Here is a 14,098-nt window from a genome sequence, read left to right on the forward strand (position 1 = left end):
ATGCGATTTTGTGATAAATGTCACATACTCTGCTTATCAATTACATCATAATAAAGACATAGCCGGAGGGAGAAAATAATAGCTTTCGGTATCGTGTAAGCAAGACAAGCATTAGCTTAAATGCTTTTGTGATTTTATTCACAAATAATGGAGGGATTATCAATGTCAGTTATCGAAAGAAATGTACAGGATAATTTAAAACAAGATGCATGGCGCAATTTCAAGTTAGGTAAATGGACAAAACATGTAGATACTCGTGATTTTATTGAGCAAAATATTAGCGCTTATCAAGGAAATGAAACATTCCTAGCTGGCCCTACTTCCAATACAAAAGACTTATGGGATATTATTTCCAAACTATCTAAAGAAGAAATCGAACGTGGTGGTGTATGGGATGTAGATGCAGCAACACCTTCTACTATCACTTCACATGGTCCTGGATACCTGGACAAAGACAAAGAACAAATCGTCGGCGTGCAAACAGATGCTCCTTTCCGTCGTTCATTGCAACCTTTCGGCGGTATCAAAATGATGATCGATGCTTGCAAAGCGTATGGCTTTGAAGTACCAGAACAAATCATTGATATCTTCACGAATATTCGTAAAACGCATAACCAGGGTGTATTCGATGCTTATACTTCTGATATGAGAGCAGCACGTAAAGCAGGTATTATTACAGGCTTACCAGATGCTTACGGTCGTGGACGTATTATCGGTGACTATCGCCGCGTAGCATTATACGGTGTAGACTTCTTGATCAATGAAAGAAAACAAGATTTGAATGATATTGAAGTTGATGTGATTGATGAAGATATTATTCGTCTTCGTGAAGAAGTATCTGAACAAATTCGTGCGTTAGGCGAATTGAAACAAATGGCTGAAATGCATGGGTTCGATATTTCCAAACCTGCACAAACAGCGAAAGAAGCGTTCCAATGGGTATACTTCGGTTACCTTGCAGCAATCAAAGAACAAAATGGTGCAGCGATGTCTCTAGGACGTGTATCTTCTTTCCTTGATATCTATATCGAACGTGATGTCAAAGAAGGCACATTAACAGAACAACAAGCTCAAGAATTAGTAGACCATTTCGTTATGAAATTACGTATCGTTAAATTCTTGCGTACTCCAGACTACAACGAATTGTTCAGTGGTGACCCTACATGGGTAACTGAATCTATCGGTGGTATGGCTGTAGACGGCAAAACATTAGTTACCAAAAACAGCTTCCGCTTCTTGCATACACTTTACAACTTGGGTCCTGCACCAGAACCTAACTTGACAGTATTGTGGTCAGAACAATTGCCAGAAGCTTTCAAAAAATTCTGTGCTAAAGTTTCAATCGAAACCAGTTCTATCCAATACGAAAATGACGATCTAATGCGTCCAATCTATGGCGATGATTATGGTATTGCTTGCTGTGTATCCGCTATGCGTATCGGTAAACAAATGCAATTCTTCGGTGCTCGTGCTAACCTTGCCAAAGCATTATTATATGCAATCAACGGTGGACGTGATGAAAAATCAGGAGTTCAAGTAGGGCCTGAGTATCCTGCAATTACTTCTGAAGTGCTTGAATATGACGAAGTGATGAAACGCTTCAAAGCGATGATGGAATGGTTAGGCAAATTGTACATGAACACATTGAACGTAATTCATTACATGCATGACAAATATAGCTATGAACGTATCGAAATGGCATTACATGATCGTGATATCTTACGTACAATGGCTTGTGGTATTGCTGGTCTATCTGTAGCGGCTGACTCACTAAGTGCTATCAAATACGCTAAAGTAACACCTATTCGTGACGAACGTGGTATCGCAGTAGACTTCAAAATTGAAGGCGAATATCCTTGCTACGGTAACAACGATGATAAAGTCGATCAAATTGCTGTCGAATTGGTAGAAACATTTATGGGTATGATCCGCAAAAACAAAGCATACCGTGGTGCAACACCAACACAATCAGTATTAACGATCACTTCTAACGTAGTGTACGGTAAAAAAACAGGTACAACACCAGATGGACGTAAAGCTGGCGAACCATTCGCACCAGGTGCTAACCCTATGCATGGAAGAGATACTAAAGGTGCTCTTGCATCTCTAAGTTCTGTTGCTAAATTACCATATGAAGATAGCTTAGATGGTATTTCTAACACATTCTCTATCGTACCAAAAGCATTAGGTAAAGAAGAAGAAATCCGCAAAACTAACCTTGTATCTATGCTTGATGGATACTTTGGTAGCAACGCGCATCACTTGAACGTGAACGTATTTGCTCGTGAACAACTACTAGACGCAATGGAACACCCAGAAAACTACCCACAATTAACAATTCGTGTATCTGGATATGCAGTTAACTTTGTTAAATTGACTCGTGAACAACAAATCGACGTCATCAACCGCACATTCCACGGATCCATGTAATACCAACTTTTAAAAAATAGTAACAGCAATAAAGCTAATCAAAGTAATTAATTCAATTAAATATTTTAACTGCTAACCAACAATGAATGATATAAATGAAATATTTGAGAAAGTAAGATTACACCTTAGAGCGAAGACTATAAATTGTTTCTGAAGAAGCGTAGCGTTCGCCTTTAAGATTCGGATATCGACTGCGAAAGCAGTTCATTCTAGATATCCGATCTTAACAGCGATCGTAAGAATAATTTATATTCGTAGCGGTGTAACTTTAACTTCCGAAATAATATTCATTTATATACATCAACTCAGACGAAAGGGGTGATTGATCATGGTAAAAGGCCGTGTTCACTCGCTAGAAACGTTCGGTACCGTCGATGGCCCGGGCATACGATTTGTACTATTTATGCAGGGTTGTCTGATGAAATGCCAATACTGTCATAATCCGGATACATGGAATTTGGACGGAGGTAAAGTCATGGAGCTAGAAGAAGTTCTAGCTGAAATAGAACCTTACTTGAATTACTACCGTTCTTCTGGTGGCGGATTGACGGTATCTGGTGGCGAACCAACGTTGCAAGCTCCTTTTGTCAGAGAATTGTTCAAAGCAGTGAAAGAACGCTGGAATCTGAACACCACACTCGACAGTAATGGATTCAACGAACCAGGTAAAATCCATGAACTGCTTGAAGTCACTGATCTAGTCATGCTCGACATTAAGCATATCAATAATGAAAAGCACAAAAAATTGACAGGTGTATCAAATGAACGAACACTACACACTGCGCAATGGCTATCGGATAATGGACGGAAAATGTGGATACGCCATGTATTTGTACCGGGAATCAATGATGCTGAAGAAGATTTAATCGCTTTGGGAGAATTTATCGGTACATTAAAAGGAGTAGAGAAGTTCGAGATTTTACCTTATCACCAGATGGGTATTTACAAATGGGAAGCGCTGGGACGCATCTATCCGCTGGATGGGGTTCCTTCACCAACCGAAGAAGAAGTAGAGCGTGCTTATCGTCTAATTGAACAAGGCCGTCGTCAAGTCTCTTGTGTCTAATCCTCCTCTTTAATGAAAATAGATAGAATAACAACCATAGTAAGCGAAAAGGGTATACGAACGTGAAGCCATAAGTCCTTTCCTGATCAATAGGAAAGGGCTTTTTGGTATTTTTTTAATACTATACTTTTTTATAGATATACCGTATCTACACTGAAAAAAATTCCCCAAAACCCAAACTTTGTCTGCTTGTTGCCTTAGCTATAGTTATCTATACTTGAATAAGGATATCGTTAGCTATTTCACGCTCGTATGAAGACATTTTTTCATCATAGGCTGAAGCCTGAGGGGGATACATATGAACACTATTCAATTATCAGACCTAACTTTAGACCAGAAAATCGGACAATTATTTGTATGCGGATTTCATACGAATGTACCGAACGAACATATTATAGAATTGATTGAGAAATATCATGTAGGTGGAGTGATTTACTTTCGCCGTAATATAGGTACAGCGCGTCAGATTACCGACCTTTCAGCAGATTTACAACAAATTGCTCAAAAACAAGGATTACCACCTTTATTGATAGCAATCGATCAAGAAGGCGGGATGGTCAGCCGAATTGATCAAGACGAAATGAGTCTGATTCCGGGTAATATGACTCTTGGCGCAGTAAATGATCTTCATTTGACTAAAGCGGCTTCAGCAATCAGTGCGCGTGAATTACGCACACTTGGAATCAATGTTAATTTTGCGCCTTGTGTAGATGTGAACAATAATCCTCGTAATCCGGTGATTGGTGTACGTTCCTATTCAGAGAAACCTGAAGTGGTAGCCACTCATGGAGCGGCGGCTATTCAAGCGATTCAACAAGAACAAGTAGCAGCTACAGCCAAACATTTTCCAGGACATGGCGATACAGAAGTCGATTCGCATTACGGGCTAGCTTCAGTACCGCATGACAAGTCACGTTTGGAAGAGATAGAATTACTTCCTTTTCGAGCAGCTATACAAGCAGGAGTAGATATAATTATGTCTGCTCATGTCATTTTCCCGGCATTTGAACCAGAGTCTATTCCAGCGACATTATCGCGCAAAGTGTTGACCGATTTGCTCCGAACCCAGATGGGATTTGACGGATTAATCGTCACAGATTGTCTGGAAATGCATGCGATTGCGAAGCATTTTCCGATTCCTCAAGCAACAGTGATGGCGGCGCAAGCAGGAGCTGATCTATTGCTAGTAAGTCATACGCTAGAGCATCAGATAGCTGCAATTGAAGCGATCAAAGAAGCAGTTCAACAAGGTCATTTATCCGAAGCACAGATTGACACTTCAGTAGAGCGAATACTTGCGCTCAAAGCCAAACATCAGATGAATACAGAACCTTACTCGATCAAAGAGTGGACAGAGCGACTAGAACCTTCAACGATCGAACCAATTTTACGTGAGATTGCAGAGCGAAGTATTACACTTGTAAAAGATGAAGGGCAATTGCCTTTACAAAAAAATGATCATGTATTAGTGATCTGGCCGCAGGTGACCCGTCTAACTGAAGTCGATGAACCAACAGGACATGATATCAGCTTTGCTCAAGCACTTCGTTGTTATGGGATTGATGCTACACAGATTGTTATCGATTCTAGACCAGAACCGGAAGAGATTGAGCAGGTCTTGGAGCAAGCGATTCAGTATCCGAAAGTGATTTTTGCTGCGTATACATCATCAGGACGATTACCGCTTGGACAAGCAGAGCTAGCTCGTCGCTTATCTTTGTTAACAGATACAGTATTGATCGTAGCTTCGGTACGTAATCCTTATGATATGAATGATCTTCCTGAGATCAAAACCTATCTATGTAGTTATGAAAATCGAAAGTATGCTGTAGAAGCACTAGCGGCTGTAATCGCAGGAGAGAAGCCAGCGCTTGGCAAGTTACCTGTTAGCTTAAACGATCAATATCGGATTCAATTATAGAACATTATATTGTTTATTTTATCGATCTTATATAGTTGTATCTACAGCTTTATATGTAATATCATTCGCCAAAATAGGTTATTGGATTTATTTGTGGTAAAGTATATCTAATGACGTTTTCTGAGCACATCATGTAGTCAAAAACAGTCTATTCATCGCTGATGGATAAGGCTGTTTTTTATGTGATTTTTTGTAATAATAGATGTGGCTGAAGTGTGAACAGATACGCATGTTGTAAGGTTTCTTCGAGAACAGAGAAACTTTTTAAGGTTTGGCGCGTCTTATTAATGTGCCAATTCGGGGGAAAGACCAATGTTTTTAGATGTACAAAACAGTAAATTGTTATGAGAAGGAGCCTAATAATGAAATTCAAGAAGACGTTATTAATTGCATTACTCGCTGTAGCTCAGACTGTTGCGACTGTTCCAGGAGCACAAGTTCACGCTGCTGAAGGCGATGTGGATAGCAGTATCGTACAAGATGTATATAATGATACTCAAGGTACTTTAGGAGACGATACTACAGTAACAGATCCTAATGCGGTTACAGATCCTAACGCAGTGACTGATCCGACGACAGATCCTGCAGGTACAGTACCCACTGTTCCTACACCACCTACTACAGTTACACCACCAGTAACAACTACACCGACAACACCTACTGTAGTGACTGATGTGTATTCTGCTGGTCCTAACAAAGTTATTTTCATGATGAACTCTAACCAGATTTATCAAGATGGTAAATTATACTTTTCAGATCAACCTATGGCTGTGAAAAGTGGAGTATCTTACGTATCGGTTCGCGCACTTGTGACCCGTGTCGGTCTGAAGCTTACATACGACGCTAAGACCAAAGAAACTATTATGCAAAAAGATGGTAAAGAATTGCGCTTCAAAACAGACAGTAAGTACTACACTGTAAATGGTGTAAGCACTTTAATGAAAGGCCCGGCTTTTCAACAGAAAAACGTATTTATGGTTCCTTTGACTTCAATCACTCAAGCACTAAATATTCCTTACACTGTACAAGGTAAATTAGTTGTCTTGGATCTTGTTGTCAAACCAACAGCTTCATTTACTGTTTCCCCTACTGCAATTTATGCAGGTCAGACATTAGTAACATACAAAACACAATCTAAAACTTCTGATGGCAGTCCGATTGCGAATGAAACATGGACAGGACGCGAAGATATTTTTGCAGAAGCAGGTCCTCATGTGATCACGTATTCTGTAATGGATTCATCCGGCCAATGGAGTGATCCGTACACTGTTACTATTAATGTACTTCCTCCTAACCAACCGCCAGTAGCGATGTTTAATACAAATCAAGAAACATATAGTATGGGTGAATTGGTAACTTATACAGATATGAGTACAGATGATGAAAATGCAATTACTCAGACAAAATGGGATAATAAGCAATTAGCATTCTTTACACCTGGTCCACAGACGATTACATTAACTGTAACTGATAAACATGGTGTAACAGGCACGTATAGTAAAACAATCAATGTAACAGATCAAACATTGTACACAGCAGAAGATTTCTATCCGCTATTTACACCAACTGGAGATTCATTCGACTTTAACGGTTCATTGATTCCGACATGGGCAACTGTAACCAATGCTCAAGTAACTGATGATCCAAGTCGTCTGATTCGTAGTAACAGTCCAGAAAGAGTATTAACACACGGAATTGTATATCAGGAATATGCTTCTGGACCAACACGCTTTATGGTGCATCATTTGAACGAAACTGGTAGTACTCAAAAAATGTATGTAGTAGCAACGAATCCAAATGCTACGCCTGCAACTTTAAATATTCAAAATCAAGGTTTTGCTGGACCGGTTGCCTATGCTACAGCAGCAGGTAAAGTATCTGTTCAACGTTATTTCCAATCTATGCAAAGCGGAGCAGATGCACAAACAGTTGTTTTGCAACCCGGACAAAGCCAAGTAATCTTTAATAAACTTAATGCGTCTGCAATGAAAAATGATACCGTTATTTCATTATTCGGCGATCTAGTAAGTGATTCTAATGTGCAATACACAGTAATGATGATTGACGAAAATGCAGATCCTATCGCTGCACTTGCTACAGAACCTAAATTGGACCGCGATGGTATTCATAACCGTGGTACGTACGATAATTCTGTACGTAATATCCATGTAGCTGATTTGATCGGTAATACAACCGTTCGTATGCCAATCGGAGACAACAATAGTGACCCTAACTTAATGGGTACAGATCCATTGTCAATGACTGAAGCTTCTAACGCAGGTAACTTCGGTGTATTATACAAAATCAAGTTGGATATGGTTGCACCTAATACAATGATTTCCTTTAATGCTCGTGGTGGTCGTTACTCTGGTTACATGTATGTAAATGGAGCAATCACAGCAATCAAAAATAATGGTGCAGCAACAACAGCTAATGATAATGTTGTGCTTTACCGCACAGGAACATTGGATACAGAAGCGGTAGAATTGTGGTTTACAGCGGCGCCTGGTAGTAACTTGCCAGTCAACTTGTTATTCACACAATTGCCAGCTAAAAAACAATAATCGTTCTATCCCCAAGCCCGGGTCAGTTGTTACTGATTCGGGCTTTTTTGTTGTTCAAATAGAATCATTACCTTTTGCTAGAATCAATTGACGATTGTGTTTAAATAAGGCATGATGGAGAAATGTGTAATAGTGTTTAGCCAAACATCAATCAGTAACGTAATCGCCATAAACTTTTGACGAATAATGACACAAATATCATGGTTATGTTGTATAATAGTTATTATTACGAATAATAAGATTATTTATGTAAACGATAAAAGATAGATTAGGACAGGAGGAATAACTCATGCTGTCGACAGAACAAATCATCGATACGATGTCAGCACAAGGGTTGCGAATTACAGATCAACGTCGCACATTAGCTCGTTTATTTGCAGAAGCACCTGGTTATCTGACGGCTAAAGATGTATATGACTATATGGGTAAAAAATACAGTGGACTTAGCTTTGATACGGTCTATCGTAATTTGCGCGTGATGCAAGAACTGGGTGTGTTAGAACAGATTGTTTTTGAAGATGGTGTCAAATTTAAAAGTCATTGCAGTCAAGATCATCATCATCACCATATGATCTGCTTACAATGTGAAAAAACATACCCCATTGCTTTTTGCCCGATGGATATGACCGATATGCCTGAACAATTTGAAGTCGTCAAACACAAATTTGAAGTGTTCGGATATTGTAAAGATTGTCGTCAAGAAATGGGTGCTGGAGATGGCAAAGAAGGCCCGACTCTACATCTCAAGCAGTCTAAATTGATGTCTCAAGCATACGATACTCATGAACATGCAGGTAAAAGTCAGTGAAGCGCAAATTGAGTCGTCGTGCGGTTCAGGCGCCGATCCATGTGTATCGCAAATTCATTTCACCACTCAAACCACCAACATGTCGTTTTTATCCCACCTGTTCTCAATATGCATTAGAAGCGATTGAAATTCATGGTGTCGTCAAAGGTGTAGGATTAGCTGCCAGACGAATAGGGAAATGTCATCCTTTTCATCCGGGAGGGTTTGATCCTGTACCTCCTGTCAAATCAAAAGGTACATCATCTGCTGTCACTAATCAGGAACAGCAAAATGCTTGACAGGTGATTTGGAAGTTCGGTATATTCATAACATCAAATATTATTTCCTGTGAATGGATAAGTAGATGGAAAATGCACCAGTACAGAGAGCCGGAGTAGCTGGGAACCGGTATGGTTAGCGTCATCGAAGATGGTCCGGGAGGAACTGTAGTCAAGCATATATAACGTATAAATATGTAAGACTTCAGCGTGAACCAGCGTTAATGGGCAGTCTGCTAAAGACTGAAAGAGTCTACTTTTGCAAAGAAGTAGAGAATTTGGGTGGTAACGCGTGAGTCTATGCTCTCGTCCCATATAGGGGCGGGGGCTTTTTTGCGTCCAGATATGGAAATGAGAACCTGGTTATTTCATCATATTTAAGGAGGAATTATAATGTCAGCCAAACCTACTTTCTATCTAACAACACCAATCTATTACCCGAGCGACAAATTGCATATCGGTCATGCGTATACAACTGTAGCCGGTGATGCTATGGCTCGTTACAAACGCCTAAGAGGATATGAAGTTCGCTATTTGACAGGAACAGATGAACATGGACAAAAGATTGAACGTAAAGCGTTAGAAAAAGGGCAAACTCCACAACAATTTATTGATGGTGTTGTCGAAGGAATCAAAAAGTTGTGGGATCAATTGGATATTTCGTATGATGATTTTATCCGTACAACTGAAGAGCGTCATAAAGTCGTAGTACAAGAAATTTTTGATCGTTTGCTCAAACAAGGCGATATTTATAAAGGTGAATACGAAGGCTGGTACAGTATTCCTGATGAGACATATTATACAGAAACACAAATTGTCGATATTGAGCGTAATGCAGATGGTGAGATTATTGGAGGAAAAAGTCCAGATAGTGGACATCCTGTAGAATTGGTTAAAGAAGAATCGTATTTCTTCCGTATGAGCAAATATGCAGACCGTCTATTAAAATACTATCAAGATAATCCAGAATTTATTCAACCAGAATCTCGCAAAAATGAAATGATCAACAACTTTATTAAGCCAGGACTTGAAGATTTGGCAGTTTCCCGTACGACGTTTGAGTGGGGCGTACAAGTCAAAGGTGATCCTAAGCATATTGTCTATGTATGGATCGATGCACTGTCTAACTATATTACAGCTTTAGGATATGGCACAGATAATCCAGAATTATTTAACAAATTCTGGCCAGCAGATATTCACTTGGTAGGTAAAGAAATCGTTCGTTTCCATACGATCTATTGGCCGATTATGTTAATGGCGCTTGATCTGCCTTTGCCGAAAAAAGTATTTGGACATGGTTGGTTACTGATGAAAGACGGCAAAATGTCCAAATCTAAAGGCAATGTGGTTGATCCAGTGACATTGATCGATCGTTACGGTCTAGATTCTTTGCGTTACTACTTGCTACGTGAAGTGCCTTTTGGTTCTGATGGTACTTTTACACCAGAGAGTTTTGTCGATCGTGTCAATTCAGATTTGGCGAATGATCTAGGTAACTTGCTTAATCGTTCGGTAGCTATGGTCGATAAATACTGTAGTGGTACTATTCCTGCGTATCCAGGTCGTCTACTGGAAGTGGATGGAACATTAGAAGATATTGCTGCACAGACAATAGAAAAAGTAGAAACTGCGTTTGAAAATCTTGAATTTTCTGTGGCGCTAACAGCGATCAGCCAGTTGATTAGCCGTACTAATAAATATATTGATGAAACGCAACCGTGGGTTCTTGCCAAAGACGAAGCTAACCAACCACAACTGGATTCGGTGATGTATCATCTTGTAGAGACTTTGCGTATCGTTTCTGTATTGTTACAACCATTCTTAACACGTGCACCGAAAAAAATCTGGGCACAACTTGGTATTACAGAAGGCGAACTGACCGCTTGGGAAAGTATTCGTACGTATGGTCAGATTCCAGCAGGTACGACTGTTGTTAAAGGCGATCCTATTTTCCCTCGTCTGGATAGCAAAGAAGAAGTAGCTTATATCGTAGAAGCGATGGGTGGCGTATTAACAGCAACATCTGAATCTACACCAACACCTACTTCTTCTTCTGCACCTGTAGAGGTAGAAGAGTCACAAGCGCCTGAGATCAGTATAGACGACTTTGCCAAAGTCGAACTGCGCGTAGCTCAAGTCATCTCTGCTGAGCCAGTTAAAAAGGCAGACAAACTGCTTAAATTACAATTGGATCTAGGTACAGAACAACGTCAGGTTGTATCCGGTATTGCGAAGTTCTACACACCAGAAGAATTAGTAGGACGCAAAGTGATCTGCGTAACCAATCTCAAACCGGTCAAATTGCGCGGAGAAGAGTCTAAAGGTATGATTTTAGCGGCTTCTCATGGCGATCAATTGACACTAGCTACAGTTCCAGACGGTATGCCAAACGGTGCTATTGTCAAATAAAAGTGTTTGCAAAAGATAAGTAAAGACCTTCCGTGGAACAGCATATATGGTGTACACATGGAAGGTTCTTTCTATCGGTTGAATGGCGTGCAAAACTTGCCAACTCATGCGAATTAAATGTATGATTATTGAATCAATATTTGCCAAATGAATACAGTACGTAGTGAAAAAGGGGGAGCAAGATGCCAACGCCCAGTATGGAGGATTATTTAGAGCGCATTTATAAATTAATCGATCAAAAGGGATATGCGCGTGTCTCGGATATAGCAGAAGGGTTAGAAGTACATCCTTCATCCGTTACAAAGATGATCCAGAAATTAGATAAAGATGAATATTTGATTTATGAGAAGTACCGGGGATTAGTGCTGACCAGCAAAGGGAAAAAGATGGGCAAACGCCTTGTAGAACGCCATCAATTACTGGAAGATTTCCTGAATGTCATCGGTGTTAACCCGGATTATATATACAAAGATGTAGAAGGTATAGAGCATCATCTGAGTTGGAATTCGATTACTCAAATTGAAACATTGCTAGAATACTTCCGTCGTGATCCGTCGCGTGTGGAAGCGCTACAGAATCTGCAAAAAGAGCTGATTAGCGACTCGTAAGGCAGGCATCTGTCGATCACTTGGCAGATGTCTTTTATTTTGTTCGCAACTTTGCTACCTGTCAGTCGTCTAATGTTATAAGCACCAAGCAACGATTTACTGGAGGTTTTAAATTTATGAAAATGGTTCGTGTTATCGCTGTATTTTTAGTGTTGTTGATGATTGTCCCTTCGATCAGTAGTACACTTCACGCCGCAGATTCGGGTATAAAGATCATGCTAGATGGAGAACAGATACAAGGGGATGCTGCTCCTTACATAACCAGCAAGAGCAATGTAACGATGGTTCCTTTGCGCTTAGTGAGTGAAAATTTAAATGCCAAAATCGCCTGGAATCAAGCGACAAGTACAGTTACGATTACCAGTGATAAGCAAGTACTGGTACTGACTTCCGGTCAAAATACCGCTACGATCAATAACAAATCGGTTAGCTTAGATGCTTCGGTTGAAATGAAAAATGGTCGTGTAATGGTTCCGCTACGTTTTATCGGGGAAGGTCTAGGTCTTGATGTGAATTGGGATCAAGCCAATCAAACGGTAAATCTAGCAACAAGTAGCTATCAAGGTACAGGTAGTAAAAATAACAGTAGCAAACCTTCTACACCAGCTACTAATACAGGAACAACACCAAGTACAGATAGTGGTAAAAATACAACCAGCACAGTAGCCAAAGACGGGCTTCGTGGTGCATGGATTTCTACCGTATATAATTTAGATTGGCCGGCTACATCCGGTGCAACCAAGCAAAAACAAGAATTTTCAAAATTGCTAGATGATCTGCAAGGTATGGGGATCAATGCGGTATTCGTACAGGTTCGTCCTGCTGGAGATGCATTGTACAAATCTTCACTAATGCCGTGGTCAAAATATTTAACCGGAACACAGGGGAAAGATCCTGGATATGATCCGCTAGAGTATATGGTTGCTGAAGCTCATAAGCGTGGTATGGAATTCCATGCATGGTTTAACCCATTCCGTGCAACAACAGATGCGAATACAAGCAAATTGGCAAGTAACAATGTAGTACTCAAACATCCTGATTGGGTGATCAAATTCGATAATAAATATTATTTGAATCCGGGGATTCCAGCGGCTCGTCAATCGGTGATTGATACAGTGATGGAAGTTGTCAATAACTACGATATCGACGGTGTACATTTAGATGACTATTTCTATCCGTATTCAGAGACAGCTTCTAACAAATTCGGCGATGATAGCACATATGCTAGTTACAACAGTGGCAAGTTCAAAACGAAAGCCGATTGGCGTCGTGGTAATATCAACAGTTTTGTGCAACAACTGAACACATCGATTCATAATTCCAAACCTTCTGTGAAGTTCGGAATCAGCCCTTTCGGTGTATGGCGTAACAAATCATCGGATATTACCGGTTCTGATACCAAAGCAGGCGTAACTGCTTACGATACTACCTATGCAGATACACGCACATGGATCAAAAACGGCTGGATCGATTATATCGCTCCACAAGTATATTGGAGCATGACGCTTCCGGTAGCTCGTTACGATAAAGTCGTAGACTGGTGGGCAAATGAAACCAAAAATACAGGTGTAGATCTGTATATCGGTCAAGCTCTTTACAAAATCAGTACACCAGAAATCGGTTGGAGCAGTTCTAACGAGATTATTAATCAATTGAAATATAATGAGAAATACAGCAATATCAAAGGTAGTATTTTCTTTAGTGCTAAAGATTTGAAAAAGAATCCACAAGATGTATTAGCGAAATTGCGTTCATACTGGGGATTGTAAAATAAGATAAGATCACAAAAAAAGGGATTTCATCAGCCAAGATCATGAGGCGATAGAATCCCTTTTTTTTGATGTGTAAAAAGTAAACAACGAAGAAATAAAGAAGCAGATCGCAAAAAAATATTAATAAATATAGATTATCAAAACCTGAGCAACATCATAACCAGAAGGCAAAGAAAAAGCATGATCTGTTCCTCTGTGAGAAGGAAAAGTCATGCTTTTTTTATAGATATAAATAGCTTTATCACGATAATTATTGTACTAAA

General features: G+C 39.8%; 9 protein-coding genes and 1 other annotated feature. All 9 genes read left to right on the forward strand.

Going from position 1 to position 14,098, the window contains the following annotated elements:
* Nucleotides 1-162 precede the first annotated feature (162 nt).
* The 9 genes from pflB to ACFSGI_RS06900 all read left to right on the forward strand — a co-directional run bounded on the left by pflB (nucleotide 163) and on the right by ACFSGI_RS06900 (nucleotide 13,832).
* Nucleotides 163-2,430, forward strand: a complete 2,268-nt coding sequence (gene pflB / locus ACFSGI_RS06860; RefSeq protein WP_204823411.1) for a formate C-acetyltransferase — start codon at nucleotides 163-165, stop codon at nucleotides 2,428-2,430.
* Between the two features lie 328 nt (nucleotides 2,431-2,758).
* The gene (gene pflA, locus ACFSGI_RS06865; RefSeq protein WP_204823412.1) at nucleotides 2,759-3,496 is read left to right on the forward strand and encodes a pyruvate formate-lyase-activating protein; all 738 of its coding nucleotides are present in this window, start codon (nucleotides 2,759-2,761) and stop codon (nucleotides 3,494-3,496) included.
* A 298-nt stretch (nucleotides 3,497-3,794) separates the two neighbouring features.
* On the forward strand, nucleotides 3,795-5,417 hold the full coding sequence (nagZ, locus tag ACFSGI_RS06870; RefSeq protein WP_204823413.1) for a beta-N-acetylhexosaminidase: 1,623 nt from the start codon (nucleotides 3,795-3,797) through the stop codon (nucleotides 5,415-5,417).
* A 362-nt stretch (nucleotides 5,418-5,779) separates the two neighbouring features.
* Entirely contained in the window at nucleotides 5,780-7,981 is a 2,202-nt protein-coding gene (locus ACFSGI_RS06875) for a stalk domain-containing protein (protein WP_204823414.1), read from the forward strand.
* A gap of 289 nt (nucleotides 7,982-8,270) precedes the next feature.
* Nucleotides 8,271-8,789, forward strand: coding sequence for a Fur family transcriptional regulator (locus tag ACFSGI_RS06880; RefSeq protein WP_204823415.1), 519 nt, complete (start codon nucleotides 8,271-8,273; stop codon nucleotides 8,787-8,789).
* On the forward strand, nucleotides 8,786-9,067 hold the full coding sequence (gene yidD, locus ACFSGI_RS06885; protein ID WP_379282777.1) for a membrane protein insertion efficiency factor YidD: 282 nt from the start codon (nucleotides 8,786-8,788) through the stop codon (nucleotides 9,065-9,067). Before ACFSGI_RS06880 ends, yidD begins: the two co-directional genes overlap by 4 nt.
* Before the next feature lie 40 nt (nucleotides 9,068-9,107).
* Nucleotides 9,108-9,363 (forward strand) — a binding site (T-box leader).
* Nucleotides 9,364-9,439: 76 nt separating this feature from the next.
* Complete coding sequence (metG, locus tag ACFSGI_RS06890) at nucleotides 9,440-11,455, forward strand: methionine--tRNA ligase (protein WP_204823416.1); 2,016 nt, start codon at nucleotides 9,440-9,442, stop codon at nucleotides 11,453-11,455.
* 182 nt (nucleotides 11,456-11,637) lie between these two features.
* Nucleotides 11,638-12,063: a transcriptional regulator MntR gene (gene mntR / locus ACFSGI_RS06895; RefSeq protein ID WP_069329089.1), complete on the forward strand. Its 426-nt coding sequence runs from the start codon at nucleotides 11,638-11,640 to the stop codon at nucleotides 12,061-12,063.
* Between the two features lie 116 nt (nucleotides 12,064-12,179).
* Nucleotides 12,180-13,832 (forward strand): family 10 glycosylhydrolase, encoded by a 1,653-nt coding sequence (locus ACFSGI_RS06900; RefSeq protein ID WP_204823417.1) that lies wholly within the window; start codon nucleotides 12,180-12,182, stop codon nucleotides 13,830-13,832.
* Nucleotides 13,833-14,098: the final 266 nt, after the last annotated feature.

Origin of the sequence: Paenibacillus nicotianae (assembly GCF_042681745.1) — a bacterium.
Taxonomy (GTDB): domain Bacteria; phylum Bacillota; class Bacilli; order Paenibacillales; family Paenibacillaceae; genus Saccharibacillus; species Saccharibacillus nicotianae.